Genomic DNA, 24578 nt, shown 5'->3' with positions numbered 1-24578 from the left:
GTGAACCGCGAAGGGCCCGGCGCGACGTCGCGCGCCGGGCCCCCGCCGGTCCGCTCAGCTGTCGCGGCGTTCGCCGTCCGGCTCGGCCTGGTCCTCACCGGCGAGCGCGGAGCGCAGCCGTTCCTTCTCCACGCGACGCCGCTCCGCCGCCTCCGCCATCTCCCCGGCCATCTGGTCCCGCAGGCCCTTGAGCAGGAAGAACGACAGCGTGGCGGAGAAGATCAGCGCCAGCATCAGCCGCAGGAACATGTTCATGTCGACGAACCAGAGGGCCGCCAGCACGACGACGAACAGCCCGATCCGGCCCAGCGTGTACTTGAGCGCCGCGCTCATTCCCGCATTCCCACTCTCTTCGCGCCTCAGCCCGTACGCCGGGCCAGCCAGTGCACGCCATGAAACCAGACGACCGCGTAGACCACGGTGAACACCGCCGCGGCCAACGCTCCCGTGAACAGCGCGGGCAGCCCCGAGGCCAGCCCGGCGGCCAGCAGCCCGGCGAGCACGCCGAGCGCGATGCCGACCAGCGCGGCCACCACCCGGGCGGCGCCGAACTCCCAGGCCCGGAACTCGTCCCAGAACAACCAGAGCGGCAGGATCACCGCCAGCCAGCCGTTCGTGCCCCCGAAGCCGCTGTCGCCCAATGTGGCGAACGCCCATTCGAAGACCAGCAACGCCAGCACCCCGATGACCAGGCCGGCGAGGCTCACGCCGAGCAGGTCGCCGAGGGTCAGGATGCGCCCCTCGGCGTCACGCCGGGGGAAGGCGCGCTGCTGCTCCTCGCCGCTCATCGCCAGGTCAGGCCCAGACCTGCTGCGGCTCGGACCGGCGCTCCGCCATCGACGGCGGCGCGTCGTACTCGCGCACGATCTCGTAGCGGGTGTTCCGCTCGACCGGGCGGAAACCCGCGTCCCAGATCATGTGCAGCAGGTCGTCGCGGTGCATGGTGTTCGGCGTGCCGTACGAGTCGGCGTCGTGGGTGATCTTGTATTCCACGACCGAGCCGTCCAGGTCGTCGACGCCGAAGTTCAGCGAGAGCTGCGCCACCGACAGGCCGTGCATGACCCAGAAGCACTTGACGTGCGGCACGTTGTCGAACAGCAGCCGGGAGACCGCGAACGTCTTCAGCGACTCGGCCGGCGAGGCCATCGTGGTGCGGGCCTGGATCCGGTTACGGATCTTGCCGTCCGCCGAGTCGACGAAGTCGTGCTGGTAGCGCAGCGGGATGAAGACCTGGAAGCCGCCGGTCTCGTCCTGCAGCTCGCGCAGCCGCAGCACGTGGTCGACCCGGTGCCGGGGCTCCTCGATGTGGCCGTAGAGCATGGTCGAGGGCGTCTTCATGCCCTTGGAGTGGGCCAGCCGGTGGATGCGCGACCAGTCCTCCCAGTGGCAGTTGTGGTCGACGATGTGCTGGCGGATCTCCCAGTCGAAGATCTCCGCGCCGCCGCCGGTCAGCGACTCCAGACCGGCGTCCATCAGCTCGTCGAGGATCGCGTCGGCGGTGAGCCCGCTGATCTTCTCGAACCACTGCACCTCGGTGGCGGTGAACGCCTTGAGGTTGACCTTCGGCAGCGCGGCCTTCAGCTCCCGCAGCACCTTCGGGTAGTAGCGCCAGGGCAGCGTCGGGTGCAGGCCGTTGACGATGTGCAGCTCGGTGAGCTGCTCGTCCTCCATCTCCTTGGCCTTCCGGACCGCCTCGTCGATGCGCATCGTGTACGCGTCCTTCTCGCCCGGCTTGCGCTGGAACGAGCAGTACGCGCACGACGCCGAGCAGACGTTCGTCAGGTTCAGGTGCCGATTGACGTTGAACATCACCCGGTCGCCGTTGAGCTCGGTACGCCTGTGGTGGGCCAGCCGGCCCAGCCAGGTCAGGTCGTCGCTGTCGTAGAGGGCGATGCCGTCCTCGCGGGTCAGCCGCTCCCCGGCGTACACCTTCGCTTCGAGTTCGCGCTTGAGTCCGGCGTCCATCCGAAAGCCACGTCCTTCCCCCTGGGTTCCCGATCGAGCGTACGTCGCGGGTCCGACCTGCCGCCGACGTGGTCGAGCCAGTTCACCCGCCGTCACTCTCCGCACATCGACATCGCTGCCACGGTGAGGTAAGACAGGGTGGGGCGGAACACACACCAGTGCCGTCCTGTCCTGACACGCCCCACCTCGCGTGGCGGGCACCAGACCGGACGGGGAGCGGAATGTCCGACAGCACCAAGGCCCGACGGCGACGAGGCCGGCAGCCGGTGATCTCCCCGGTTCTGCGCCCGGCCCTCTGGTCCGCGCTCCTCGGTGCGGTGGCGGCGGCGGCGCTCGCCACCCCGGCCTGGGCCGACCCGCTGCCCGACACCGTGCCGAGCACCGGCTCCCGGCCCCAGGTCACCGGCCCCCTGCAACTGCCCGGCAGCGTCCCCGGCACCGTCCCCGGCCTGCCCGGCACCGTTCCGGGCCTGCCCGGAGTCACCGTCCCGGGGTTGCCGGGCGGCACCACCGGCGTCACCAACCCCGCCGACGGCCCGCTGATCGCGCAGATCAACCAGCTCGACGCCCAGGTCGGGCTGCTCGGCGAGGAAATGCTGCGGATCAAGGGCGAGCGGGACGCCGCACAGGCCGAGCTGACCCAGTCCGCCGCCCGGCTCAAGGAGGCCCAGGACGCGCTCACCCGGGCCCAGGAGAACGCCAAGAGCGCCGCCGCCGACGCGGTCAAGGCCGACGCGGCGCTGCCGCCCGGCGAGTTCGGCGCCAGCCTGCGTGACTTCGCCAACCTCCAGCGCATCACCCGGGGCGACAAGGCCGAGGGCGCCACCACGTCGGTGACCGGCGAACTCCTCCGCGCCACGAACGCCGAGCGGATCGCCCGGGAGGCGCACGAGTCGGCCCAGCGCCGGGCGACCGAGAAGGCCGCCGAGTTCACCCGCGCCGAGACCGACCTGCGCAAGCAGGAGACAACGCTTGTCGCGCTGCGCAAGGAGAACGCCGCCAAGCTGCTCGAGATCGAGCGCCTGGCCGACGCCGCCGAGCAGCAGCTCGGCAGCTCGTACGTCGTCAACCAGAGCATCGACGGCCTGGCGGCGGACCCCAAGGCGCTCGCCGCGGTCCGCTACGCCCTCGCCCAGCTCGGCGACCCCTACCTGTGGGCCGCCGAGGGCCCGGACCGGTTCGACTGCTCCGGCCTGGTGCTCGCCTCCTACCGGGCGGCCGGCTACAAGGGCCTGCCGCGGGTCGCCAAGGACCAGTACTACGCCACCCGCTCCCGCACCGTCTCCCCGAACGCGCTGCTCCCGGGCGACCTGCTCTTCTTCGCCTCCAGCAGCAGCTGGACGAGCATCCACCACGTCGCCATGTACATCGGCAACGGCAAGATGGTGGAGGCGCCCCGGACCGGCGACGTCGTCAAGATCTCGGTGGTCCGCTGGTCCCGGCTCTACGCCGCGACCCGGGTGATCGGAGCCGTCGCCGCCCCGGCCACTCCGGCTCCCCCGCCGCCCGTGCCGACCACCCCGCCGACGTCGTCCCCGACGCCGAAGCCGACGCCCACCACGCCGAAGCCGACGCCGACGACCCCCAAGCCGACGCCGACCACCCCGAGGCCGACGACGCCCACGCCGGATCCGACGACGTCCAGCCCGACGCCCAGCACGCCGCCCAGCCCGTCCGAAGAGCCGGAGCCGGAGCCGAGCGACAGCGAGAGCTCCGCGCCGAGCACCAGCGCCGCCCCGAGCAGCAGCAGCGTCGCCCCGTCGCGCAGCACGTCCGGCAGCGCCTCCGCCAGCCCGAGCAGCAGCGCCGACTGACCCAACCCGCACTCCGGCTGTGCTCCCGGGCCGGAATATGGCACGGTGAGATCCAGGCACTTTCGGCCGGCGCCACGGTCGGGGGCGAGCGTGGGTGCGGAGGGGCGAGATGGGCGAGCACGAGGTTCCGGCGGAGAAGGTCCACCCGGGACCGACGCCCGACGCCGCCGACAGCCCGGCAGCGTCCCGCCCCGGGCCGGTGGCCGTCGCGCGGGCACGGGTGACCGTCGCCGGTTCGGCCGTGCCGCCACCCGCCGGTGACGAGCCGCCGGCACCGCCGTCCAGCCCCACCACGTACCGCGCGGGCGCACCGGCCGACGCCGCGCCGCCGCTGGACCGGCGTCTTCCCGGCGCGACAGTGCCCCCGTCGACCTGGTCCGCCTTCGCCGTGGCCGAACGCCCGGCGACGCCCGAGCCGGCCGCCACACCGGAGGCGCCCGCCGCCACGAGCGCACCCTCCCCGGGCGGCCCGGCGGCCGGCATCCCGGCCCCCCGCGTCTCCGGTTCCGCCCGGGTGCCCGCGCCCGCGCCGGCGGCCCCCACCGACTCGCCTGCCCCGGCCGTTCCGCCTGCCACGACTGCTCCGGCCGCCCCGCCTCTGGCTGGCGAGCCCACTCCGCCGGGCGCGCCCGCCTCCGCGGGCGGCGAGACGCCGGTCGAGAACGCCGCCAGCGGGGATGCGGTCGCGACGGACGACCGGCCGGACCGCGACGCCGCGCCGGCCCGGTCGGAGAGCGCGGCCGGAAACACCTCCACCGGCTCACAGGGCGGCACCCCGGCAGCCGGGCCTGCCGACTCCGGCACCGCGTCCCCCGCCGAGCAACCCGCCGTGCCGGACGCGGCGCCGTCCGCGAAGCCCGCCGGGCTCGGTGCCACGCCGTCCGCGAAGCCCGCCGCGCCGGGCGGCGTGGGGCACGCCCGGGCCAGCGCCGCGGTACCCGGCCTGAGCCGGGTGTCCGCCGACGAGATCGCCGCCTCGGTGGTGTCCGCTCCCGCCGCCGCGACTGTCTACCGGGCGGGTCCGGTGAACCCGGAGCCGCCGGAGCCCGCCCAGCCGCCGGAGCCCGCGCAGCCCCCTGCCCCGCACGGTCCCGAGCCCGAGCCGGCGCCGACCCCGGTACCGGGCCCGACCCCGCCGTCGCCCGCGCCGCCGGTGCCGGAGCCGCCGTTCCGGCCGACGCCACCCGTGCCCGCGCCGCCCGCACCGGCGCCCACCCCACCGGGGCCGGTTCCGCCGGTGCCCGGGCCGCCGGTGCCGCCGCCCGGACCCGCGGTGCCCCCGCCGCCGCCCCCACCGGGTCCGATGCCCGCGCCGCCGTTCCCGCCGCCACCGGCGATGACCGCCGCGGCGAACCCGCTGCCCGCGCCGCTGTTCCCCGCGCCGCCGACCACCGCGGGCCCGTCGTCGTTCGCGACGCCACCGGCCACCGCGAGCCCGCCGTCGTTCGCCACGCCGTCGGCCGGCTCGGCGGTGCCGCCCGCGCCCACCACGCCCTTCCCGTCCGCGCCAGGCCCGCTGTCCGGGCCCGGCACTCCGGCGCCCTCCGCCGAGCCGCGTCCGGCGTGGGCGGCCGCGCCCGTGTCCGCCCCGCCGCCGCCCGCGGTGCCGGCGCCGGCGCTGCCGACCTGGCCGCCGCCGGCCACGCCGGCCCGCGACGCCGACGCGACCCGCCCGGTACGTCCGCAGTCCGGCAGCACGGACCTCGCCGGCGCCGTCTACGGCGGCGGGACGGACGGCCCGGGGTTCGCCACCGTGTCGTTCCCGCAGGGCAACCCGCTGGAGAACTCCGGATCGCTGACCGGGCACATCCTGGCTCAGGGCTGGTCCGAGGACAGCCCGGCCGCCCGGGGCGGCAACACCAAGGTGATCATCGTGCTTGCGGTCGCGCTGACCATGCTCATCGCGATCAGCCTGCTCGTGGTCTTCCTGGCCAACGACGCGCTCAGCGGCCTTACCGGGACGATGCTGATCGAGTGACAGGGGTGAGCCCGCCCACTACCGCATCGCGTTGCCCTGGCGGAGTCGGCGATGCGCCGTACACTTGTCTCTGATTACTGACCCGGCGCGCCCAGAGTGTGCGCCCATGGGCGATCTTGCTGGTGATTCGGCGGCGTGACAGGCCGCGGCGGGCCATCGCGAAGATGCGCCCCGCTCGAGAGGCATTTCTTGACCACGTTCGCTGAATCCAGCACGTCCCCGTCCGTCGACCCGAACTCCGACGCCGTCGACTTCGCGTCGCTCGGCCTGCCCCGGCAGCTCGTCGAGGCGCTCGCCCGGCAGGGCATCACCACCCCGTTCGAGATCCAGCGGGCCACCCTGCCCGACTCGCTCACGGGACGCGACGTACTCGGCCGGGGCCAGACCGGCTCCGGCAAGACGCTCGCCTTCGGCCTGCCGGTGATCGCCCGGCTCGCCGACCGCAACCGGGCCCGGCCGCTGCACCCCCGCGCCCTCGTCATGGTCCCCACCCGCGAACTGGCCATGCAGGTCAACGACGCGCTGGTGCCGCTCGGCAAGTCGGTGGGCGTATTCCTGAAGACCGCTGTCGGCGGCGTGCCGTACGACCGGCAGATCGACGCGCTGCGCCGGGGCGTGGAGATCGTCGTGGCGACGCCGGGACGGCTCGGCGACCTGATCGAGCGCGGCGTCTGCCGGCTCGACGACGTCGAGATCACCGTTCTGGACGAGGCCGACCAGATGGCCGACATGGGCTTCCTGCCCGAGGTCACCAAGCTCCTGGCGAAGACCCCGGCGGACGCGCAGCGCCTGCTGTTCTCGGCCACTCTGGACAACGACGTCGACTCGCTCGTCAAGCGGTTCATGACCGACCCGGTCACCCACTCGACCGCACCGGCCACCGCCGCCGTGTCCACCATGGATCACCACATGCTGCTGATCCCGCCGCACGACAAGTTCGCGGTCGCGGCGTCCATCGCCGCCCGTGAGGGCCGCACCATGCTGTTCGCCCGTACGCAGCTCGGCGTGGACCGGCTGGTCGAGCAGCTCGCCGCCGTCGGCGTGCGGGCCGGTGGGCTGCACGGCGGCAAGACGCAGCGCATGCGCACCAAGACGCTCGCCGAGTTCCGCGAGGGCCGCACGCCCGTGCTGGTCGCGACCGACGTGGCGGCCCGGGGCATCCACGTCGACGGCGTCTCGCTGGTGCTGCACGTGGACCCGCCGAAGGACCCGAAGGACTACCTGCACCGGGCCGGCCGTACCGCACGGGCCGGCGAGTCGGGCGCGGTGGCGACCCTGGTGCTGCCCAAGCAGCGCCGCACCACACTGGCCATGATGGAGAAGGCGGGCGTCGAGCCGGCCGAGACCCGGGTCCGGGCGGGCGACGAGACGCTGGCCGAGCTGACCGGCGCGCGCGAGCCCAGCGGCGTACCGGTGCGGGACGAGCCGGAGCCGCGACGCGGCGGCCCGCGACGCTTCGGCGACCGCGACGGCCGGGGCTTCGACCGGGGCGGCCGGGGCGGCTTCTCCGACCGTGGCGAGCGCCGGTTCGGCGACCGTGACGGCCGGGGCGAGCGCCGCTACGGCGACCGGCCCGCGGGCGAGCGGTTCGCGGACCGCGGCGGTGACCGCCGGTTCGGCGACCGGCCGGCGGGCGAGCGCTACTCGGGCGAGCGGTCCGGCGGCGGCGAGCGCCGCTTCGGGCGGCCGGAGCGTCGCGACGACCGGAGCTTCGGCGACCGCGGCGAGCAGCGGTCCGACGACCGCAGCCAGCGCAGCGACCGCTTCGGCGGCCAGCGCGGCGACGACAGGCGTTTCGGCGAGCGCGCCGACCGTCCGTTCGGGGACCGGCAGCGGCCGGCGACCGAGCGCGGGTACGACCGCGACGAGCGGCGGAACGACGACCGGCCGAGCGGTTCGCGCGGCTTCGGCGACCGTCGCCAGGAGGACCGCCCGCACGCCGAGCGGCGTTTCGGTGACCGGGGCGACGCGCGCCCGGCCGAGCGCCGGAGCGGCGGTTTCCGGGCCGAGGGGCGGGGCCGGGACGACCGGCGCGGCTTCGGCGGGCGCCCGCCGGCACGTACCCACTGATCTGAGCGCACCCACTGCCGCCGCCGAGCACCTGCTCGGCGGCGGCAGTGCGTCTACAGGTCAAGGGTTCGGTGGCGTTCTAGCCGCGCGGTGCGAGAACGGGATACCGCCGGGTCGGGTCATTCAACATCGACAGCCGGTGACGAGGCTGCCAGCCGGGCGGCTGCGTCGGGATGGCCTTGTCGATGGTCTGCCGGAGACTGCGCCGAGCGGACCGGCCCCACGACCAGGCGACCCAGCAGCCGAACGCCTGGGCGATGACGGCGGCCGACAGCAGACCGGTGCCGATCGGGTCAGACATTGCGCACCGACCGCAGCCAGCCGATGAACCGGATGTGCATCTCGGCGGGATCCGGCGGCTCGGAGTAGAGCCTGGCCAGGTCATCGGTCGCCTGCCGCATGAGGGCGGCCAGATCGACGGCGAGGTTACGCCGGTCGTGCTTGTAGTCAGCGACCAACTCGACCTTGGCGTTCTCGCACGGCCAGTTGAGCAGGTCTGCCGTACAGACCCAAAGGGGTTTCAGCGGAGCGTGGCGCTGGGTCACTCGGGGCCTCCTGCATGGGTCGACTTCCAGGTGGCACCCCGGTCCGCCGCGAACTCGCCACCGGACGGGGGCCTAATCCATCAGATCGCCCACCTGCCCCCCTGCCAACATTGACGGGCCCACGTAGGTGGGGTTATTTGTTCGCGTCACCATAGACGGGATAGCCCGCTCCTACCTTCGAAGTCGTGACCAAGGAGACGGGACCGGGCGAACTTGTCGCGGCCGGTGAGATCTTGACGATGCTCGGCGTGGGCAGATCGAGGTTTCGCGAGATCCGGCGGCATCCCGCATTCCCCGCGCCGTATCAAGAGCTGTCGGTCGGCGCGATCTGGCTGAAGCGGGACGTGGAGCGGTACATCCGAGAGCACCGGCCGCCCCGGCCGGCGGACGACGACGAGTAGCCCGACGAGGCATGATCAGGACGTCTCGTGCCTCCTTTCGGCGTGTGAGACGACCACGCCTGTACGGGCCCGGCGAGCTGGCCGCCCTGTTCGGCGTATCGCGTCAGCGGGTCCTGCAGATCACCCGCCGCCCCGGGTTCCCCGAGCCGCTCGCCCGGCTGATCGGCATGAACGTCTGGGACGCGGACGAGGTTGACGAGTGGGCCCGCCACAACCGGCCGCCCCGCCCCACCGAGGGCGACGAGCAGGGGTAGTCGGTGGCCCTCCGGGCGGCGGCGGCGTTCGCGCATCCGCTGCCGCCGGCCGCCGGGTCGCGTAACGTCCGGACCATGCCGAAGTCGCTCTTCTGGGCCCGGACCGACACCGCCGGCTCCGAGCACGTCGTGCTCGACGGCGGGCAGGGGCTGACCGCGCAGGGCGTGGCACTCGCCGTGGACCCGATCCCGTACACCTGCCGTTACCGCTTGGCCCTCGCGCCCGACTGGTCGACGAGCCGGCTGGAGGTCGAGGCCGAGGGCGCCGGCTGGTCGCGGAGCGTACGCCTGGAGCGGGGTCAGGACGGCTGGCGCGTGCGTACCGGGGAGGAGGGTGACCTGGACGCGGCGCTGAGCGCGGCGGGCCACCCACCGGCGGGGCTGCCGGGCACCGACGACCCGGGTCGGCTGGACGACGCGCTCGACATCGACCTGGGCGGGTCCCCGCTGACGAACACGATGCCGATCCGCCGGATCGGGCTGGGGCGGCTGCCCGCGGACATGGCGACGGCGGTGACTGTGGCCTGGGTGCTGCTGCCCGGCCTGGCGGTGATCCCGGCCGAGCAGGTCTACACCTCGCTCGGTCCGGGCCGGGTCCGGTACGCCAGCGGCACGTTCACGGCCGACCTGGAGGTCGACCCGGAGGGTTTCGTGGTGCGCTATCCGGGGCTGGCCGAGCGGGTCGACCCGCGCTGACCGCCCGCCGCCGAAAAGCCAGGGCTCCGCTCAGGCGGGCCAGGCGCCGTCGGTGAGGAACCGGTCGATGGTGGCCAGGTGCGGGGTGAGGTCGAGGCCCTGCCCGGCCACCCACTCGTCGGAGTAGTAGGTGTCGCTGTACCGGTCGCCCGGGTCGCAGATCAGCGTGACCACCGAGCCGGTACGTCCGTCCGCCAGCATCTGGGCGATCAGCCCGAACGCGCCCCACAGGTTGGTGCCGGTGGAGCCGCCCACGCGGCGGCCGAGCACCGCCGAGCCGGCCCGCATCGCGGCGAGCGACGCGGCGTCCGGCACCTGGACCATCCGGTCCACCACGCCGGGCAGGAAGGACGCCTCGACGGTGGGCCGCCCGATGCCCTCGATCCGCGAGCCACGGTCGGTGCACACCGACCAGTCACCGGCCTGCCAGGCGGGGTAGAACGCGGAGTTCTCCGGGTCCACCACGCAGAGTTTGGTGGGCAGCCGACGGTAGCGGGCGTAGCGGCCGATGGTGGCGCTGGTGCCGCCGGTGCCGGCGCCGACGACGATCCAGGCGGGCACCGGGTGGCGCTCCAGCGCGAGCTGGGCGTAGATCGACTCGGCGATGTTGTTGTTGCCCCGCCAGTCGGTGGCCCGCTCGGCGTACGTGAACTGGTCCATGAACCGGCCGCCGGTGTCCTCGGCGAGCCAGCGTGCCTCCACCACCACCTTCGCCGGGTCCTGGACGAGGTGGCAGCGCCCGCCCTGGAACTCGATCTGGGCGATCTTCTCCGGCGAGGTGGAGGCGGGCATGACCGCGATGAACGGCAGTCCGAGCATCCGGGCGAAGTACGCCTCGGAGACCGCCGTCGAGCCGGACGACGCCTCGACGATAGTGGTGTCCGGGCCGATCCAGCCGTTGCAGAGCCCGTAGAGGAACAGCGAGCGGGCCAGCCGGTGCTTGAGCGACCCGGTGGGGTGCACCGACTCGTCCTTGAGGTAGAGGTCGATCCCCCAGTCCCGGGGCAGTGGGAAGGGCAGCAGGTGGGTGTCGGCGGAGCGGTTGGCGTCCGCCTCGACAGCGGCGATCGCCTCGGTCACCCAGCGCCGGCTGGCCTCGTCGCACCGGTCGAGATGAGTCACGTCGGCAACGTTACAAGCGAGGTGGGCTCGGGTTTCCCCGGACCCGGCGGGCCTGCCGTCGCTGACCGGCCCGGCCGGTGGCCCGGATCACCGGCGTGAGGGCCAGGGCGAGCCGGGGGAAGGCGTCGAGGAGCCGTACCTGCGCGCCTCGCCAGCGCGGCAGGCTGACCACCGGCCGGGGCCGGCGGGCCAGCCGGACGGCCCGCGCGGCCACCCGTTCCGGCGTCAGCAGCGAACCGGTGAAGGATGCCAGCGCACCCGGGTCGTCCAGCTTGTCGTGCAGCATCGGCGTCCAGATCCCGTCCGGGCACAGACACGACACGTGTACGCCCCGGACGCCGGCCATCCGCAGGTCGCTCAGCGTGCCGAGGCTGAACGCGAGCAGGGCGTGCTTGCTGGCCGCGTACACCGTCTCGCCGGGCGCGGCGATCAGCCCGGCCAGCGAGACGACGTTGAGCACGTGGCCGCGGCCCTGTTCGCGCATCACCGCGACGGCGGCGAGCGTGCCGTTCATCGCGCCGAGCGCGTTCACCTCGACCACCGAGCGGCGGCGTGCGGCGTCGTGCTCCCAGGACGGGCCGGTGACCAGGATGCCGGCGTTGTTCACCCACAGGCCCAGGCCGCCGGGCGCGGCCGCCGCCTCGGCGGCGACGTCCGCGCAGGCGGATTCGTCGCGTACGTCGAGCGGGCGGGACCAGCCACCGAGCGGCGCGGCGGCGGCCTGCGCGGCCCCGGCGTCGACGTCGGTGAGCAGCACGTTCCAACCGTCGGCGTGCAGCGCGGCGGCGATCGCCCGGCCCAGCCCACCGGCCGCGCCGGTCACCACCGCGGCACCCTGCTCCGAGCTCGTCATCGGCGCACGGTAACCGCAACCCCCGCCCCGGGGCCAGAGGCGTCAGGTGGTGGGGAGTTCCAGCGGCTGCGGGCGGTTCTCCCACTTGGTCGACAGCGCGATGCTGGTACGGGTGGACGCCACACCCGCCGTCCGGTTCAGCCGGACGATCAGCTGCTCCAGCTCGGCGATCGTGCCGACCCGTGCCTTGAGCAGGAACGACTCGACCCCGGCCATGAAGTAGCAGGACTCGATCTCGGGGATGCGGCGGAACGACTCCAGCACGTCGTCGGTGTCCGCGTCGGAGTCCTCGACGATGCCGATCAGCGCGGTGACGCCGAGCCCGATCGACTCCGGCTCGACCTCGGCCCGGTACGCCCGGATCACGCCGCTGGCCTCCAGCTTGCCGACCCGCTCGTGCACGGCCGGGGCGGAGAGGCCGACCTGACGGGCCAGCTCGGCGTACGACAGGCGGGCGTTGCCCCGCAGCAACTCCACGAGGCTCAGGTCGATCGTGTCCACGGAGAGTGACCCTATCCGCTCGACCGGGACCTGACACGGCGGGCACCGGATGCCCCGTGAGGTACGGTCGCCTATCACAAACGTGCGGTCACGGGGGTTCTCCGCCGATACCATTCCCTGACTTCCCAGTGTGTGCGTTTTTCGCGTTTGGCGGACACGTCCGGTAGCCGGTGCTGTAATTGCCATACGTCCCTCATGACGGCTCTGGGCTCGCACCGGCCGGGGGCAGTGTGTTCAGCCGGGGGCTTCGTCGACGCGAGGAGGGGGCTGTGGACACTGGAGATCGCCTGCTGACACCGGGTGAGGTCGCTGCGCTGTTTCGGGTTGACCCGAAAACCGTCACCAGATGGGCAGCGGCCGGCCGGATCGGCAGTATCCGGACTCCAGGAGGGCACCGCCGGTTTCGGGAATCCGAGGTGCGGGCCCTGCTCGAGGGGGAGGGCATGCTGGACGAGGCGGAGGACATGGGCAAGGCCCGCAACATGGGCCCGACCGCTTCCACCGGCCCCGGCCCGGCGAACGCCGGCATGTACTGAACGAGCGGGGCGCGGTCCGATCGAGGCCGCGCCCCGCTCGTCGTACGCCGGGTCCGGTCAGGCCGGGCCGGGCTCCCGGCGACCGGCGGCCAGCTCACCGGCCCACCGCCGGAACAGCGTGTGCGGGACGCCCAGCGCGTCCAGCACCTTGCCGGCCACGAAGTCCACGAGTTGCCCGGCGGAGGCCGCCGCCCCGGCGCCGTAGAAGCCCGGGCTGGCCGGCAGCACCACGGCTCCGGCGTCGTGCAGCGCGATGAGGTGCTCCAGGTGGCTGCGGGTCACCGGGGTCTCCCGGGGCACCACCACGACCGGACGGCGCTCCTTGAGGTTCACCTCGGCGGCACGCTGGAGCAGATCCTTGGAGAGCCCGATGGCGATGCCGGCGCACGCGGCGGTGCTGGCCGGCACCACCGCCATCCCGCGTACCCGGTAGGAGCCGCTGCTCGGGCCGGCGGCCAGGTCACCGGCGGGCCAGTGCCGTACGTCCGCGCCGGTGAGGTCGCGGTCGAGCCAGGCGGCCAGGTCCTCGGCCCAGTGCCCGTCCCGGAAGGGCCGGCCGGTCTCGTCCAGCACTGTCAGCCGGGCCGCCCGGGACACGATCAGGTCCACCGCCTGGCCGGCGTCGAGCAGTGCCCGGACGACCGCCGCCGCGTACGGCGTGCCCGAGGCCCCGGAGACACCCACCACCCATGGTTCGCGCATGTCCTCAAGCGTGCCTGGTCGCCGCGGACGACGGGCGACGACCCCCGTTCGGGCGGCCTGCCCGGGATGTCCAGTGGGTTCACGGAGCTTCCCTCGACGTGAAATTCTTCGATCGGCAAATCCACTTCCGTGGGAAGGGCCGGTGATGACTGCGGCGGTGCTGCGGGCCCTGCGCTCCGACTGCCCCATCACGCCCCGCATCTCCCCGTACGCGGACGACGTGCAGGGCTGGCTGGTGGAGCTGGTCGACCGGCTCGGCCTGCCACTCGACCCGGTCACCCGGCGGCGGCTGGCGCGGGCCGGGTTCGCCCGGTACGCCGGCCGCCTCTACCCGGACGCCACCGAGGCGGACCTGCGGGTGCTGACCGCGCTGTTCACCTGGTTCTTCCTGGTCGACGACGCCTGCGACGGGCGGGACGGGCTGACGCCGGGGCAGATCCGCGCGTTGCGCGACGGCGCGCTCGCGTTGCTGCGCGAAGGGCCGCGAGCCCGCCATCCGGGCTTCTCCGGCCCGCTGCGCCGCCTCCTGGTGCAGGCGTGGCGCGAGCCCCGCCGCCGGATGCCGGCCCGCTGGCGGCTGCGCTTCGCCGACGCGGTCGCCGACCACCTCGACGGCGTCCACCGGGAGGCCACCGCCGCCGGGTCCGGCCGTCCACCGGGCGTCGCCGAGTACGTGCGGCTGCGCCGGGCCACCTCGGCGGCGTACGTGTCGTACCCGCTCATCGAGTTCGCGTCCGGACGCCCGCTGCCCGACGCGGTCTACCACCACCCGGCGCTGCGGCGGCTCGCGGACCTCGCCAACGACCTGCTCTCCTGGTTCAACGACATCGCCTCGCTGGAGCGCGACCACGCCACCGGCGGCGGGCACAACCTGGTGCTGGCGGTGGCCGCCGAGCGGGGCGTGCCGCTGCCGGCGGCGGTCGACGTGGTGGCCGGGCACTGGCGGGCCGAGATGGACCGCTTCGCCGCGCTCCGGGCGGCGGCGCCGTCGTTCGGGCCGGCGCTCGACGACGCCGTCGCCATCCATCTCGACGGCCTGGCCGCCGCCGTTCGCGGCACCGTGGACTGGACGCTGGAGAGCGCCCGCTATCCGGTCACCCCGGCGTCCTGACCGGCGACCCGGGTCAGGGCCGCAGGCCGAGCCGGACCACCAGGTCGAGCAGCGCGAGGACGAACAACGCGATGCCGACGAAGCCGTTGGCGGTGAAGAACGCCCGGTTGACCTTGCTCAGGTCGGTGGGGCTGACCACCATGTGCTGGTAGGCGAAGGCGACAGCGGTGAGCGCCAACCCGATCCACCACAGCCAGCCGAAGCCGACCCAGGCGCCGAACCAGATGAACAACGCGAACGTCACCACGTGCGCGACGGTGGAGGCGTGCAGCGCGAAGCGCCGGCCGTACCGGGCGGGGACGCTGTGCACCCCGATCTCCCGGTCGATCTCCGAGTCCTGGCAGGCGTAGATCAGGTCGAAGCCGCCGATCCACAGGCCGACGGCGGCGCCGAGCAGCCAGGCCGGGCCGGAGCCGTCGAGCGTGCCGGTGACCGCCAGCCAGGCGCCGACCGGGCCGACCGCCTGGGCCACCGCGAGGATGGCGTGCGGCCAGTTGGTGAACCGCTTGCCGTACGGGTAGACGACGAGCGGCACCACGGCGAGCGGCGCGAGCACCAGGCAGAGCGGGTTGAGCAGGGCGGCGGCGGCCAGGAACACCACGAGCGCGACGGCCGCGCCGGTCCAGGCCGTGCGCACGCTCACCGCCCCGGTGACCAGTTCCCGGTTCGCGGTACGCGGGTTCCGCGCGTCGATCCGCCGGTCGAGGATGCGGTTCGCGGCCATGGCGAACGTCCGCGCGCCGACCATCGCCACCGTGATCAGCAGCAGGTCGAGCCAGTCCACCCGCCCGCCGTTGAGCTGCATGGCGGTGAGCGCCGACAGGTACGCGAACGGCAGCGCGAAGACCGAGTGCTCGATGGCGACGAGCTTGAGGAAGGACGCGACCCGGCCGGGCCGTTCCTGTACCGCCGCCGTCATCAGATCCCGTATTCCTTCCAGCGCTTGTCCACCAGCGAGACCACCTCGGGCGACATCCGCATCTCCTCCGGCCAGCCCCGGGTGTAGCCCTCCTCGGGCAGCTTGCGGGTCGCGTCGATGCCCGCCTTGCCACCCCAGAACTGCTGGTACGAGGCGTGGTCGAGGTGGTCCACCGGCCCCTCGGTGAGCAGCAGGTCCCGGGCGTAGTCGACGTTGCCGAAGGCGCGGAACGCGACCTCGTTGTAGTCGTGCACGTCGCAGTCCTCGTCGACGATCACGATCAGCTTGGTCAGCGACATCATGTGCGCGCCCCAGATCGCGTTCATGACCTTCTGCGCGTGCTTCGGGTAGCGCTTGCGGATCGACACGATCGCGCAGTTGTGGAACACACCGGCGGCGGGCAGGTCGTAGTCGACGATGTCCGGGATCAGGAAGCGCAGCAGCGGCGCGAAGATCCGCTCGGTGGCCTTGCCGAGGCCATGGTCCTCCTGCGGCGGCTGGGACGTGACGATCGAGTGGTAGACCGGGTCGCGCTGCATGGTCATGCACTCGATGTGCATCACCGGGAACGGCTCGACCGGCGTGTAGAAGCCGGTGTGGTCGCCGAACGGGCCCTCGGGCATCCGCTCACCCGGCTCGATGTAGCCCTCCAGCACGATCTGCGCGTGCGCCGGCACCTGCAGCGGGACGGTCAGGCAGTCGACCATCTCGACCCGCTCACCGGCGAGGAACCCGGCGAACAGGTACTCGTCGATGTCGGCCGGAAGCGGCGCGCTGGCCGAGTACGCCACCACCGGGTCCGCGCCGATGGCGATCGCCACCGGCAGCCGCTGGCCGAGCCGCTCGGCGACCGCGTGGTGCGCCGTGGAGTTCTTGTGGATCTGCCAGTGCATGCCGATCGTGTTGTGGCTGTGCTGCTGGAGCCGGTAGAGCCCGAGGTTGCGCTTGCCGGTCTCCGGGTGCTTGGTGTGGGTCAGCCCGAAGTTGTGGAAGATCCCGCCGTCGCCGGGCCACACCTGCAACCCGGGCAGCCGGTTCAGGTCGACGTCGTCGCCGCGGTAGACGACCTGCTGGCAGGGGGCGGTCTTGACCTTCTTCGGCGGCATCGACTTGAGCTGCATGACCTTGCCGAGGCCGCCCATCATCCCGGAGAAGCCCTGCGGCAGCTCCGGCTTGAGCATGTCGCCGATCCGCGCGCCGATCTCGTCGAGGTCTTCCACCCCGAGCGCCATCGCCATCCGCTTCTCGGTGCCGAACAGGTTGATCGCCACCGGCATCTCACCCCGGGTGGGGCGCTCGAACAGCAGCGCCGGCCCGCCGGCCCGGACGGTGCGGGTGACGATCTCGCTGATCTCCAGCGTGGGGTCGACCGGCGCGCTCACCCGCCGCAGCTCGCCCGCGCGCTCCAGCGCCGCCAGAAAGTCCTTGAGATCGGTGTACGGGAAGCGAGCCGCCATGCCGCCATCCTCCCGCACGTTCCTGCGGAGGTAAGGACGGGCCCCCTCTTAACGCCTCCGGTAGAGGAGGGGCCCCTTCTTAACACCCGCAGCTCAGGCCGCTGGCGTCCAGGCGTACGCGGCCAGCGGCCCGTCGAGCGGCGCCTCGGTGAGCCGGTTCGCGAACGTGGAGATGGTGTACGTGCCGACGCCGAGCACCACGTCCAGCGCGTGCCGGGGCTGCCATCCGGCGGCGAGCAGCGCGTCCAGGTCGGCGTCGGGGACCGCGCCCCGGTGGTCGAGCACGGCCACGGTGAACCGGCGCAGCGCCTCCAGCCGGGGTTCGGGCAGTGTCGCGCCGGTCCGCAGCGCTTCGACCAGCTCGGGCGCGGCGGCGTGCCGGACGAGCGTCGCGGTGTGCATGGCCACGCAGAGGTGGCAGCCGTTGCGGGTGGCGACGGTGAGCACGACCGCCTCCCGGGCGACCGGGTCGAGGTCGGTGGCCTCGAACGCGGCGTTGGCGGCGAGGAAGCCCTTGAGCAGTTCGGGCGAGCCGGCCATCAGGCCGACGGCGGCGGGCAGGTGACCCAGCGTGCGGCGTACGCCGGCCATGACCGGGCGGGCGGCGGCCGGCGCGGTGTCCGGCTCGTACGCGGTGAAGCGGGACATGACTGTGCCCCTCTCGTAAGATGGTCAACATGGTTGACGAAATAGTAAACGTGGTTGTCGAACGTGGCAACGCCTGACCGCCCCGGCTTCGCGCTGCCGCTGCTCCTGCTCGCCGGCTTCCGTACGCTCGTCGACGACCTGCACGCCGAGCTGGCCCGTCAGGGGCACCCCGAGCTGCGCCCGGCCCACGGCTTCGTCCTCCAGGCCGTCGGCCCGGCCGGCACCACCGCCTCCGACCTCGGCCAGCGCCTCGGCGTCTCCAAGCAGGCCGCCGGCAAGACGGTGGACCGGCTGGTCGCGCTCGGCTACCTGGAACGCGTGGACGACCCCGCCGACGCCCGCCGCAAGCTGGTCCGGATGACCGCGAAGGGCCGCGACGGGCTGCACCGCTCGGCGGTGGTCTTCGACGAGCTACGCGACCGCTGGGCGGCCACGCTCGGCGCGGACCGGGTCGCCGCCATCGAGGACGACCTGCGCCGGATGGTCCCCGCCGACGTGTTCCGCCTCGACGTCCCCGGCTGGTTCGGCGGCTGAGGTCCGGTCAGCGCCGGTAGAGGCGAGCCGGGTCGACAAGCACCACGTCCGGCCGTCCGTCGGCGGTGTCGACGAGATCGTCATCGAAGCCGTGGCCGCTCGCCAGCAGCAGCCGTGCCCCGGACGCGTCGAAGCCGGGTCGCCGTACCAGCACGGCGCGGATCCGCTCCAGCCGCTGGAGGTCGGCCCGACCAAGCCGACGACCCCACTTCACCTCGCCGATCACCAGCAGCGGGCGGGGGCCGTCGCCCGAGGGCGGCTCTCCCATCGCGACCAGGTCGAGTTCGTGACGCATCCGGGTGTCCGAATCGGTCAGCGTCGCGGCGCTCACCTCGGCGACGTGCCCACCGAGCAACTCCGGTTCGGCGAAGCGCAGCGACCACTGCCGCACGATCTCCTCGAACCGGGGCCCGAGTACCGCGCTGGCGTAGCGACGCTGCGAGCGACGCCAGACGTCGGGGCCGCGCCGCTGCTCCAGAGCCGTCCACGCCGGGCGCATCACGGCCTGGTAGAAGGTGATCAACGGCTCGGTGATCCGGTAACTGCTACGACCGCTGCGCAACGGATCGGGCTCACGCAGCAGCAGTCCGGCGTCCTCCAGCACGGTCAGCGGGTGCTGGAGGTCGGTGGCCTTCCGCCCGATGTAGCCGGCGATGCCGCCACGACTGGCGTTCCCCTCCGCGACGGCGGCGAGAACCGAGTGGTACAGCGCCGTGTCCCGTAGGTCCGGGTCCTCGGCCAGCAGGTATCGGGCCTCGCGGAAGAGCGGCCGGGCCGGGTTCAGGACGGTACGCACGATCCACGCGTCGAAGTCGTCCGGCCCGGCCGGAGTGTCGTCCTGCACATACTCCCGGCGGTAGGCCGGCGTGCCGCCGACGACGGAGAAGACGCGCACCGCGAGCAGCGGGTCGTCGATCTCCCAGAAGGCCGCCGCGGCGCGGAAGTCCAGTGGCTGCACGGGCAGCTCCAGCCCGGCGCGCCCGCGCAGCGGCGCCGACCCGGCGAGCAGTCCTCCCATGAAGGACAGCGCCGAGCCGCACAACAACAACCGCGCCCGGGACCCGGTCCGTTCCGGACGCCCTGGTGTCAGCGCATGCTGGATGATCGACGGCAGGTCACGCGCCGCCCGCACCAGGTACGGAAACTCGTCGAGGACGACAGTGACGGGACGTTCCCGTCCCAGCGCGAGCAACGCGTCGACCGCCGCGGCCCAGTCCGGCAGGTGGACGGGTCCGGGCGCCCCGGAGTACGCGCCGAGCGCCTCACCCAGCCGGCGCAGCGATTCCGTCGACGTCGCCTCGGTCGCGCCGAAGTAGAAGCCGCCGCTCGCCTGCGCCAGTTGGTACAGCAGCAGGGTCTTGCCCTGCCTCCGGCGGCCGCTGACCACGCCGAGAGTCGCGCCGGGCCGGTCGTCGGCTACGAACCGGGCGAGTTCGGCCCACTCGACATCCCGGTCGAAGATCTCTGCGGGCTTTCCGAGCAGCGGCATACAGGCTCACACTTCTTATAACTACAGTTCTAAGAAGTGTAGTCCTACGTTCTTCGTCACTGACAGATTCGCCGACGGCGGTTCATCATCGGCGGATGGATGACGCGTACATGGTGGGTGACCCGGACGGCCTCAGCCCGCTCCAAGCAGAGATCCGCGACGCGGTGGCCCGCGAACTGCACGCCCAGTTCGCGCTCCGGGCCGACCGCCTCGAACTGGCCGACCTGCCGGAGGTGGCCTACCAGATCACGCGCCGGGTGGACGAGGTGCTGAGCTCGCGCCCGGTCACTCCACCCCGGCGTACGAGTGCAGACCGGTGAAGAAGAAGTTCACGCCGAACAGGTTCATCATCACCGTCAGGAAGCCCACGATGGCGATCCAGGTGGCCACGTTGCGCTTGACGCTCGGCGTGGCCCGGGCGTGCAGGTAGCCCGCGTACACCACCCAGGAGATGAACGCCCAGGTCTCCTTGGGGTCCCAGCCCCAGGCGCGGCCCCAGGCCGCCTCGGCCCAGATCGCGCCCGCGATCACCGCGAACGTGAAGATCGGGAACGAGAAGGCGTGCAGCGTGAAGGTCAACCGCTCCAGCCCGGCCGCCTCCGGAAGGCGGCGGGCCAGGGTGTACGGGAAGCTGCGGCGACCCTGCTCCCAGCCGGCCCGCATCAGGTACGCGGCAGCGGGCACCACGCCCAGCAGGAAGAGGCCCGAGGCGAAGATGATCGTCGAGACGTGGATGATGAACCACCACGATTGCAGCGCCGGCATCAGCGGCTCGATCGGCACGTAGAGCTTCAGCTCGGCGAACGCCAGCAGCAGCACCATCACCAGCGTCAGGAACAGCCCGAGCCGGCGCAGCCACGGCTGCTTCCAGAGCACCACGAGCCAGGCCGCCACACCGATCCAGGTGCCGGTCAGCACGAACTCGTACATGTTGCCCCAGGGCATCCGGTCGGCGGCGACGCCCCGGGTGATCACCGCGCCCAGGTGCACGGCGGCGGCGAGCACGGTGAGCCAGCCGGCGATCCGGCCGGCCAGCACGGCCCGGGCGGCGGAGCGGTCCGGGCGCGGCGGCGCGGCCGGAGCGGCCGGGTCGTCGACGCTGCCGCCGGCGCCGCCGACGCCCGCGCCGACCAACTCCCGCGCGGGTGCGGCCGCGGGGACCTTCCGCGCGTTGCCCAGCGCGAACTCCACGGCGTGGCTGATCATCGCGACCAGGTAAACCAGGATCGCGTACGCGACCAGCTGGTCGGAGAGTGCGGACATCACTCGTCTCCTTCTCGCGCCCGCCGTGCGTCCGGCGCGTCGCCGCTCACCGCGGCGACGAGCTGCGCGAACTCGTCGGCGAACCCTGGGTGCTCGGTGCGCGGCAGCCCACCGGCCTCCACCAAACTACTACCGCCCGTCGGAGATCCACCCTCCGGGGGCGAAACCCGGAACCACACCCGGCGCCGCCGGGCGAACAGCGAGCCCATCAGGCCCAGCAGCAGCGTGCCGCTGGCCACCAGCAGCAGCGTCTGCCCGGGCGCGTGCCGGACCGCGAGCGTGATGTACGGCTTGGTGCCGACGAACTCCAGCGTGCTGCCGTCGTCGAGGGTCCACTTCTCCCCCGGCCGCAGCAGCTTGGTGCCGATCTCCTTGAGCTTGCCGTCGTCGATCTGCCGCCGGTCCAGCGCGTATACCGAGCCGGGGATGCCGGCGTCCATGCCGAGGTTCCCCCGGTACGCGGTCAGGTTCACCATCGGGTTCCGCTCGGCCGGATACTGCGACGCCACGTACGGCGCGCTCTCCGGCCCGGTGGGCAGGTAGAGCCCGTCGAAGGCGATCTGCTGGTCCGGGGCACGCGCGCCGGTCTTCGGGTCGACGTTGGCGTCCGGGAAGATCGCCACGCCCTCCTCGGTCGCGTTGGAGTCGCCGGTACGCAGGAACGGCGCGTCGCTGGTCTGGCTGCGGCCGTACTTGTCGGTGTACTTCAGCAGCGGCGCGTAGCCGTTGCCGAGCAGGTAGACGTTCGCCGAGCCGAGCCGCAGCGGCGAGTTGACCGAGAAACCGGCGGTCCGCTCCGCGCCGCCCGGCTCATCCACCGTCACAGTGGCCCAGTAGCGGGACGCCAGCCCGGACGGCAGGTAGTCGGCCTCGAACTTCTCCAGCGTCAGGCAGAACGGCGGCAGGTCGGAGCTGTCCACGCGCGGGCCGAGCGACGCCTCGGCGTACTGCTGGCGGGTGTTGCAGAACGCGTTGTCCTCGCCCGCGACCAGGATGCGGTTGCCGTGCCACCCGTACCAGGAACCGAGCGCGACCCCGAGCAGGACGGCGACCAGCGACACGTGGAAGAGCAGGTTGCCGGTCTCCTTGAGGTAGCCCTTCTCGGCGGAGACCTCGTTGCCGCGCACGGTGACCCGCCACCGGCGGCGGCGCAGCACCGCCGCGATCGCCTCGGGATCGGCGGCGGCCGGGGCCTCCAGCACCGTGTGCTGGGGCAGCCGTTCGAGCCGCTTCGGCGCGGCCGGCGGCTTCATCCGCAGCGCCCGGACGTGATCGCGGGCCCGGGGCAGGATGCAGCCGATCAGCGAGGTGAACAGCAGCAGGTAGATCGCGGAGAACCAGACCGAGCCGAAGACCTCGAACGCGCCGATCTGGTCCAGCCGGGGCGCGAGGTCGGGGTGGTCCACGAACCACTGGTTGACGCGTTCCGGGTTGACGCCGCGCTGCGGCAGCACCGAGCCGGGGATGGCCGCGACGGCGAGCAGGAACAGCAGGATCAGCGCGGTACGCATGCTGGTGAGCTGCCGCCACGAGTTGCGCAGCAGGGCCAGCACCGGGTTGACCCGCCGCCGGGGGGCCTGCGCCGGAGGGGTCGACGGCCGGTCGTCAACGGTCGTCATCAGATGCTCACCTCGCCCACGCCCACGTTCGTCTGCAACCAGATCACCACGTTCACCCAGCCGCCGGTGATCAGCGCCAGCCCGATCGCGATCAGCAGGGCGCCGCCGATGCGGGTGACCCAGCGGCTGTTGCGCCGGACGGCGCGGAACACCCCGAGCAGGCGCTGGAAGCCCAGCCCGAAGACGACGAACGGTATCCCCAGCCCCAGGCAGTACGCCACGGCGAGCACCACGGCCCGGTCGGTCCCGCCCTCGGTGGCCGCCATGCCGAGCACCGCGCCGAGCGTGGGGCCGGTGCAGGGCAGCCAGCTGAGCGCGAAGAGCGCGCCGAGCACCGGCGCGCCGAGCAGCCCGGCGGAGGGCAGCCAGCGGATGCGGAACTCCCGCTGCATGCCGGGGATCACCCCGAGATAGCCGAGCCCGAGCACCACCACGAGCGCGCCGATGACGATCTCCAGCGTGCGCTCGTACCGGAAGAAGAGCTTGCCGACGCCGGAGAAGAGGATCGCGGTGGCGACGAACACGACTGTGAAGCCGGCGATGAACAGCAGCGTTCCGGCGAGCACGCGGCCCTTGACGGCCGCTGTGGTCCGTTGCGGCGCCGCCCGCTCGGCGACGCCCACGCCACCCCCGGTGCCGCCCCCGCTCGCGCCGCCGGCGTTAACAAGGGGCCCTTCCTCTACCGGAGGCGTTAACAGGGGGCCCTTCCTTGCACCCTCCAGGTCGGCGCCGGCCAGGCCGGTCACGTACGACAGGTAGCCGGGCATGAGCGGGAGCACGCACGGGGACAGGAAGCTCACCAGGCCGGCCAGTGCGGCCGCGCCCACCGCGAACAGCAGCGGTCCGGACTCGGCGAGCTGGCGGAACGTCTCGCCCATCAGCGGGCGCCGTTCGGCGCCGGCGACTCGGCGGCGATCTTCTCGACGATCGGCCGCAGCTCGTCGCGGGTGACGGCCCGGCGGATCACCACGGCGATCCGGCCTTCGCGGTCGAGCACGACGGTGGCCGGGGTGGTGTTCGGCGGGATGTCGAAGTTGAGCGCCTGCCGGCTGGCCGGGTCGAAGATGCTCGGGTACGTGACCCGGCCCTCCTCGAAGGCGAGCGCCTTGTCCTTGCTGTCCTGCACGTTGATGCCGAGGAACGACACGCCGGAGCCCTTGGTGGCCTGGTAGGTGTCCTCCAGGTCGTCGGCCTCGGCGCGGCAGGGCGCGCACCAGGAGCCCCAGAAGTTGACCACGACGACCTGGCCGCGGTCGCGGGAGATGTCGTAGCCGCCGCCGGTGAGCAGCTCACCGCTGACCTTCGGCGTCTTCGAGCGCTGGGCCGGCTCACACGTGACGACGGAACCGTCGGCCGCGCACCGGCTCTCCTGGTTGCCGGAGGTGCAGCCGACCAGCGCCGAACCGGCGGTGACGGCGGCGAGCAGGGCGGCGGCGAGCCTCCGGGTGAGCATCAGGCCCCCTTGGCCGTCCGGGCGGTCGGCGAGATCGAGACGAGGTGGGCGGCCGGCTCGGAGTACCCGATGCCGACGATCTTGGCGCCGTCGAAGTGGAACGAGGTGAGGCTGGCCAGGCCGCACTGGCGGCGGCGCGGGTCGTGCCAGAGCCGCTTGCGCTCGACGTGCCGGCGCAGCGTCCAGATCGGGAGCTGGTGCGACACGAGCACCGCCTCGCGGCCCTCGGCGGCGACGCGGGCGGCGTGCAGCGCGGCGAACATGCGCTCGGCGATGGCCCGGTACGCCTCACCCCAGGACGGGGTCACCGGGTCGCGCAGCACCCACCAGTTGCGCGGGTCGCGGAACGAGCCGTCACCGGGCGAGACCTTCTTGCCCTCGAACCAGTTCGCGCTCTCGATCAGCCGTTCGTCGACGCCGACGGAGAGGCCGAACTGGGCCGCGATGGGCTCGGCGGTCTGCTGGGCGCGTTCCAGCGGGCTGGCCACGACGTGCACCACGGTCCGGTCGGCGAGCGCCTGCGCCGCCGCCTTGGCCATCTGCACGCCCAGCTCGGAGAGGCGGAATCCGGGCAGGCGGCCGTAGAGGATGCCGTCCGGGTTGTACACCTCGCCGTGCCGCAGCACGTGCACCACGGTCTCCGCCATT

28 protein-coding genes are annotated in these 24578 nt (G+C 73.0%); 10 read left to right on the top strand and 18 right to left on the bottom strand.

The features are described from left to right. Positions 1 to 54: 54 nt before the first annotated feature. From MicB006_RS01840 to mqnE, 3 genes are read right to left on the bottom strand one after another with little or no spacing between them, the layout of a single operon-like run. The gene (locus tag MicB006_RS01840; RefSeq protein ID WP_073826424.1) at positions 55 to 333 is read right to left on the bottom strand and encodes a DUF4229 domain-containing protein; all 279 of its coding nucleotides are present in this window, start codon (positions 331 to 333) and stop codon (positions 55 to 57) included. A 26-nt stretch (positions 334 to 359) separates the two neighbouring features. Further along, positions 360 to 788, bottom strand: a complete 429-nt coding sequence (locus MicB006_RS01835; protein ID WP_030500738.1) for a hypothetical protein — start codon at positions 786 to 788, stop codon at positions 360 to 362. Positions 789 to 795: 7 nt separating this feature from the next. After that, on the bottom strand, positions 796 to 1965 hold the full coding sequence (gene mqnE / locus MicB006_RS01830) for an aminofutalosine synthase MqnE (protein ID WP_116503426.1): 1170 nt from the start codon (positions 1963 to 1965) through the stop codon (positions 796 to 798). 221 nt (positions 1966 to 2186) lie between these two features. On the opposite strand from mqnE, the gene MicB006_RS01825 reads away from it, so the two are divergent. The 3 genes from MicB006_RS01825 to MicB006_RS01815 all read left to right on the top strand — a co-directional run bounded on the left by MicB006_RS01825 (position 2187) and on the right by MicB006_RS01815 (position 7827). Continuing rightward, positions 2187 to 3779, top strand: a complete 1593-nt coding sequence (locus MicB006_RS01825; protein WP_192900172.1) for a C40 family peptidase — start codon at positions 2187 to 2189, stop codon at positions 3777 to 3779. 109 nt (positions 3780 to 3888) lie between these two features. Continuing rightward, on the top strand, positions 3889 to 5757 hold the full coding sequence (locus MicB006_RS01820) for a hypothetical protein (protein ID WP_116503424.1): 1869 nt from the start codon (positions 3889 to 3891) through the stop codon (positions 5755 to 5757). A gap of 189 nt (positions 5758 to 5946) precedes the next feature. Next, a complete protein-coding gene (locus tag MicB006_RS01815) occupies positions 5947 to 7827 on the top strand; it encodes a DEAD/DEAH box helicase (protein WP_116503423.1) in 1881 nt (626 codons plus the stop codon). A gap of 79 nt (positions 7828 to 7906) precedes the next feature. On the opposite strand, the gene MicB006_RS01810 is transcribed toward MicB006_RS01815, so the two are convergent. Both MicB006_RS01810 and MicB006_RS01805 read right to left on the bottom strand, forming a co-directional pair. Continuing rightward, entirely contained in the window at positions 7907 to 8128 is a 222-nt protein-coding gene (locus tag MicB006_RS01810; protein ID WP_116503422.1) for a hypothetical protein, read from the bottom strand. Then, positions 8121 to 8372 carry a flavin reductase gene (locus MicB006_RS01805; protein ID WP_116503420.1) on the bottom strand — a complete coding sequence of 84 codons (252 nt, stop codon included), beginning with the start codon at positions 8370 to 8372 and terminating at the stop codon, positions 8121 to 8123. The genes MicB006_RS01810 and MicB006_RS01805 overlap by 8 nt, the downstream gene beginning before the upstream one ends. A 185-nt stretch (positions 8373 to 8557) precedes the next feature. On the opposite strand from MicB006_RS01805, the gene MicB006_RS01800 reads away from it, so the two are divergent. From MicB006_RS01800 to MicB006_RS01790, 3 genes are all read left to right on the top strand, one after another. Beyond that, positions 8558 to 8773 (top strand): hypothetical protein, encoded by a 216-nt coding sequence (locus tag MicB006_RS01800; protein WP_116503418.1) that lies wholly within the window; start codon positions 8558 to 8560, stop codon positions 8771 to 8773. A 44-nt stretch (positions 8774 to 8817) separates the two neighbouring features. Continuing rightward, positions 8818 to 9027, top strand: a complete 210-nt coding sequence (locus MicB006_RS01795; RefSeq protein ID WP_041798756.1) for an AlpA family transcriptional regulator — start codon at positions 8818 to 8820, stop codon at positions 9025 to 9027. A 75-nt stretch (positions 9028 to 9102) separates the two neighbouring features. Next, positions 9103 to 9723, top strand: a complete 621-nt coding sequence (locus MicB006_RS01790; protein ID WP_116511077.1) for a putative glycolipid-binding domain-containing protein — start codon at positions 9103 to 9105, stop codon at positions 9721 to 9723. A 30-nt stretch (positions 9724 to 9753) separates the two neighbouring features. On the opposite strand, the gene MicB006_RS01785 is transcribed toward MicB006_RS01790, so the two are convergent. From MicB006_RS01785 to MicB006_RS01775, 3 genes are read right to left on the bottom strand one after another with little or no spacing between them, the layout of a single operon-like run. Further along, entirely contained in the window at positions 9754 to 10845 is a 1092-nt protein-coding gene (locus MicB006_RS01785; RefSeq protein ID WP_116503414.1) for a PLP-dependent cysteine synthase family protein, read from the bottom strand. Positions 10846 to 10855: 10 nt separating this feature from the next. Beyond that, on the bottom strand, positions 10856 to 11698 hold the full coding sequence (locus tag MicB006_RS01780) for an SDR family oxidoreductase (protein WP_116503412.1): 843 nt from the start codon (positions 11696 to 11698) through the stop codon (positions 10856 to 10858). Positions 11699 to 11740: 42 nt separating this feature from the next. Further along, a complete protein-coding gene (locus tag MicB006_RS01775) occupies positions 11741 to 12199 on the bottom strand; it encodes an Lrp/AsnC family transcriptional regulator (RefSeq protein ID WP_116503410.1) in 459 nt (152 codons plus the stop codon). A gap of 269 nt (positions 12200 to 12468) precedes the next feature. Between MicB006_RS01775 and MicB006_RS01770 the strand changes: the two genes are divergently transcribed. Then, a complete protein-coding gene (locus tag MicB006_RS01770; protein WP_013473529.1) occupies positions 12469 to 12735 on the top strand; it encodes a BldC family transcriptional regulator in 267 nt (88 codons plus the stop codon). A 57-nt stretch (positions 12736 to 12792) separates the two neighbouring features. Here the strand turns inward: MicB006_RS01770 and MicB006_RS01765 are convergent, their stop codons facing one another. After that, on the bottom strand, positions 12793 to 13437 hold the full coding sequence (locus MicB006_RS01765) for a UbiX family flavin prenyltransferase (protein WP_073826460.1): 645 nt from the start codon (positions 13435 to 13437) through the stop codon (positions 12793 to 12795). Between the two features lie 145 nt (positions 13438 to 13582). On the opposite strand from MicB006_RS01765, the gene MicB006_RS01760 reads away from it, so the two are divergent. Beyond that, positions 13583 to 14548, top strand: coding sequence for a terpene synthase (locus tag MicB006_RS01760; RefSeq protein ID WP_116503408.1), 966 nt, complete (start codon positions 13583 to 13585; stop codon positions 14546 to 14548). 13 nt (positions 14549 to 14561) lie between these two features. Here MicB006_RS01760 and mqnP read toward each other — a convergent pair whose 3' ends face one another. The 3 genes from mqnP to MicB006_RS01745 form a co-directional block, all read right to left on the bottom strand. Beyond that, on the bottom strand, positions 14562 to 15467 hold the full coding sequence (gene mqnP, locus MicB006_RS01755) for a menaquinone biosynthesis prenyltransferase MqnP (RefSeq protein ID WP_116503406.1): 906 nt from the start codon (positions 15465 to 15467) through the stop codon (positions 14562 to 14564). After that, the gene (locus MicB006_RS01750; protein WP_116503405.1) at positions 15467 to 16924 is read right to left on the bottom strand and encodes a menaquinone biosynthesis decarboxylase; all 1458 of its coding nucleotides are present in this window, start codon (positions 16922 to 16924) and stop codon (positions 15467 to 15469) included. Before MicB006_RS01750 ends, mqnP begins: the two co-directional genes overlap by 1 nt. A gap of 93 nt (positions 16925 to 17017) precedes the next feature. After that, positions 17018 to 17572, bottom strand: coding sequence for a carboxymuconolactone decarboxylase family protein (locus MicB006_RS01745; protein ID WP_116503403.1), 555 nt, complete (start codon positions 17570 to 17572; stop codon positions 17018 to 17020). Between the two features lie 63 nt (positions 17573 to 17635). Between MicB006_RS01745 and MicB006_RS01740 the strand changes: the two genes are divergently transcribed. After that, the gene (locus MicB006_RS01740) at positions 17636 to 18106 is read left to right on the top strand and encodes a MarR family winged helix-turn-helix transcriptional regulator (RefSeq protein WP_073826478.1); all 471 of its coding nucleotides are present in this window, start codon (positions 17636 to 17638) and stop codon (positions 18104 to 18106) included. A 7-nt stretch (positions 18107 to 18113) separates the two neighbouring features. Here MicB006_RS01740 and MicB006_RS01735 read toward each other — a convergent pair whose 3' ends face one another. Further along, positions 18114 to 19595, bottom strand: coding sequence for an ATP-binding protein (locus MicB006_RS01735; protein WP_116503401.1), 1482 nt, complete (start codon positions 19593 to 19595; stop codon positions 18114 to 18116). 95 nt (positions 19596 to 19690) lie between these two features. Between MicB006_RS01735 and MicB006_RS01730 the strand changes: the two genes are divergently transcribed. Continuing rightward, a complete protein-coding gene (locus tag MicB006_RS01730) occupies positions 19691 to 19915 on the top strand; it encodes a hypothetical protein (protein WP_073826481.1) in 225 nt (74 codons plus the stop codon). Here the strand turns inward: MicB006_RS01730 and ccsB are convergent. From ccsB to MicB006_RS01705, 5 genes are read right to left on the bottom strand one after another with little or no spacing between them, the layout of a single operon-like run. Then, positions 19881 to 20858 carry a c-type cytochrome biogenesis protein CcsB gene (ccsB, locus tag MicB006_RS01725; RefSeq protein WP_116503400.1) on the bottom strand — a complete coding sequence of 326 codons (978 nt, stop codon included), beginning with the start codon at positions 20856 to 20858 and terminating at the stop codon, positions 19881 to 19883. The genes MicB006_RS01730 and ccsB overlap by 35 nt on opposite strands. Then, a complete protein-coding gene (locus tag MicB006_RS01720; protein ID WP_116503398.1) occupies positions 20858 to 22477 on the bottom strand; it encodes a cytochrome c biogenesis protein ResB in 1620 nt (539 codons plus the stop codon). Before MicB006_RS01720 ends, ccsB begins: the two co-directional genes overlap by 1 nt. Then, the gene (locus tag MicB006_RS01715; RefSeq protein WP_116503397.1) at positions 22477 to 23355 is read right to left on the bottom strand and encodes a cytochrome c biogenesis CcdA family protein; all 879 of its coding nucleotides are present in this window, start codon (positions 23353 to 23355) and stop codon (positions 22477 to 22479) included. The genes MicB006_RS01720 and MicB006_RS01715 overlap by 1 nt, the downstream gene beginning before the upstream one ends. Beyond that, positions 23355 to 23930, bottom strand: coding sequence for a TlpA disulfide reductase family protein (locus tag MicB006_RS01710; protein ID WP_116503395.1), 576 nt, complete (start codon positions 23928 to 23930; stop codon positions 23355 to 23357). Before MicB006_RS01710 ends, MicB006_RS01715 begins: the two co-directional genes overlap by 1 nt. Continuing rightward, the gene (locus MicB006_RS01705) at positions 23930 to 24577 is read right to left on the bottom strand and encodes a histidine phosphatase family protein (protein ID WP_116503393.1); all 648 of its coding nucleotides are present in this window, start codon (positions 24575 to 24577) and stop codon (positions 23930 to 23932) included. Before MicB006_RS01705 ends, MicB006_RS01710 begins: the two co-directional genes overlap by 1 nt. Position 24578 lies beyond the last annotated feature (1 nt).

The sequence above is a fragment of the Micromonospora sp. B006 genome (assembly GCF_003408515.1).
Lineage (GTDB): Bacteria > Actinomycetota > Actinomycetes > Mycobacteriales > Micromonosporaceae > Micromonospora > Micromonospora echinospora_A.
The sequence above is the reverse complement of the archived record's forward strand: the minus strand, read 5'-3'. Positions and strand labels throughout refer to the sequence as shown.

Excerpts from the sequence above, each read along its gene's own strand:
- MicB006_RS01840 (WP_073826424.1), bottom strand. The coding sequence starts at position 333 with ATGAGCGCGGCGCTCAAGTACACGCTGGGCCGGATCGGGCTGTTCGTC.
- MicB006_RS01835 (WP_030500738.1), bottom strand. The coding sequence starts at position 788 with ATGAGCGGCGAGGAGCAGCAGCGCGCCTTCCCCCGGCGTGACGCCGAG.
- mqnE (WP_116503426.1), bottom strand. The coding sequence starts at position 1,965 with ATGGACGCCGGACTCAAGCGCGAACTCGAAGCGAAGGTGTACGCCGGG.
- MicB006_RS01825 (WP_192900172.1), top strand. The coding sequence starts at position 2,187 with ATGTCCGACAGCACCAAGGCCCGACGGCGACGAGGCCGGCAGCCGGTG.
- MicB006_RS01820 (WP_116503424.1), top strand. The coding sequence starts at position 3,889 with ATGGGCGAGCACGAGGTTCCGGCGGAGAAGGTCCACCCGGGACCGACG.
- MicB006_RS01810 (WP_116503422.1), bottom strand. The coding sequence starts at position 8,128 with ATGTCTGACCCGATCGGCACCGGTCTGCTGTCGGCCGCCGTCATCGCC.
- MicB006_RS01790 (WP_116511077.1), top strand. The coding sequence starts at position 9,103 with ATGCCGAAGTCGCTCTTCTGGGCCCGGACCGACACCGCCGGCTCCGAG.
- MicB006_RS01780 (WP_116503412.1), bottom strand. The coding sequence starts at position 11,698 with ATGACGAGCTCGGAGCAGGGTGCCGCGGTGGTGACCGGCGCGGCCGGT.
- MicB006_RS01765 (WP_073826460.1), bottom strand. The coding sequence starts at position 13,437 with ATGCGCGAACCATGGGTGGTGGGTGTCTCCGGGGCCTCGGGCACGCCG.
- MicB006_RS01760 (WP_116503408.1), top strand. The coding sequence starts at position 13,583 with ATGACTGCGGCGGTGCTGCGGGCCCTGCGCTCCGACTGCCCCATCACG.
- mqnP (WP_116503406.1), bottom strand. The coding sequence starts at position 15,467 with ATGACGGCGGCGGTACAGGAACGGCCCGGCCGGGTCGCGTCCTTCCTC.
- MicB006_RS01750 (WP_116503405.1), bottom strand. The coding sequence starts at position 16,924 with ATGGCGGCTCGCTTCCCGTACACCGATCTCAAGGACTTTCTGGCGGCG.
- MicB006_RS01745 (WP_116503403.1), bottom strand. The coding sequence starts at position 17,572 with ATGTCCCGCTTCACCGCGTACGAGCCGGACACCGCGCCGGCCGCCGCC.
- MicB006_RS01735 (WP_116503401.1), bottom strand. The coding sequence starts at position 19,595 with ATGCCGCTGCTCGGAAAGCCCGCAGAGATCTTCGACCGGGATGTCGAG.
- MicB006_RS01730 (WP_073826481.1), top strand. The coding sequence starts at position 19,691 with ATGGATGACGCGTACATGGTGGGTGACCCGGACGGCCTCAGCCCGCTC.
- ccsB (WP_116503400.1), bottom strand. The coding sequence starts at position 20,858 with ATGTCCGCACTCTCCGACCAGCTGGTCGCGTACGCGATCCTGGTTTAC.
- MicB006_RS01720 (WP_116503398.1), bottom strand. The coding sequence starts at position 22,477 with ATGACGACCGTTGACGACCGGCCGTCGACCCCTCCGGCGCAGGCCCCC.
- MicB006_RS01715 (WP_116503397.1), bottom strand. The coding sequence starts at position 23,355 with ATGGGCGAGACGTTCCGCCAGCTCGCCGAGTCCGGACCGCTGCTGTTC.
- MicB006_RS01710 (WP_116503395.1), bottom strand. The coding sequence starts at position 23,930 with ATGCTCACCCGGAGGCTCGCCGCCGCCCTGCTCGCCGCCGTCACCGCC.
- MicB006_RS01705 (WP_116503393.1), bottom strand. The coding sequence starts at position 24,577 with ATGGCGGAGACCGTGGTGCACGTGCTGCGGCACGGCGAGGTGTACAAC.